This is a genomic window from Methanoculleus sp. DTU007 (genome assembly GCF_001512385.1).
Lineage (GTDB): Archaea > Halobacteriota > Methanomicrobia > Methanomicrobiales > Methanoculleaceae > Methanoculleus > Methanoculleus thermophilus.
This window is the reverse complement of sequence record NZ_LFRO01000011.1, coordinates 20450-21177: the sequence shown is the minus strand read 5'-3', so window position 1 is coordinate 21177 and position 728 is coordinate 20450. Positions and strand designations below refer to the sequence as shown.

1 protein-coding gene (cut by a window edge) is annotated in these 728 nt (G+C 54.4%); it reads left to right on the top strand.

The window, feature by feature from the left end; genetic code table 11:
• Positions 1 to 728 carry part of the coding region annotated (locus ACI94_RS01450) for a fasciclin domain-containing protein (RefSeq protein WP_286681012.1) on the top strand (this coding region is incomplete at its 5' end). The annotated region continues 118 nt past the right edge of the window, so 728 of the 846 annotated nt are shown.

Sequence of the window (728 nt, the reverse complement as noted above, 5' to 3'; positions counted from 1 at the left end):
AACGTCACTCCAACGCCGACGGTCAATGTGACTCCGACGCCGACAGTCAACGTCACGCCGACACCGACGGTCAATGTGACTCCGACGCCGACTCCGGTGGTGAATATCACCGAATTGATCGTCGCTGAGCTTGCTGATGAAGAGAATCTGACGACCTTCGTCGAAGTCGTAAACAACTCCACTCTCGACCAGAGCCTTGAAGAGAACAGAACTTACATCATATGCGCCCCGACGAATGATGCGTTTGACGAACTCGGCAACGAGACGCTCTCGCTCATCTTCAACAACACCACGCTCTTAAACACTATCCTCGAGTATCACGTCATCCAGGGCGACTACACGATCGAAGAACTCGTGATGCTGTGCCAGAACTCAACCGACGGCCAGATATCCCTGCCGACTGTTGAAGGATCAGGGGTCAACGTTTCAATAACAGACGGCGGTCAGCTGATCATCAACAACTTCACCGTCCAGAACCAGATCCAGATCACGAATAACATCAATGTCTACGTGATTGACGGTGTCCTGATCCCGCCGGATGTCACAATCCCAACACCCACGCCGACGCCGACACCAACAGTGACTGTGACTCCGACACCGACGGTGAATGTAACCCCGACGCCGACGGTCAATGTGACCCCAACACCAACGGTCAACGTCACACCAACACCGACGGTCAATGTGACTCCGACACCGACGGTCAACGTCACTCCGACACCGACGGTCAA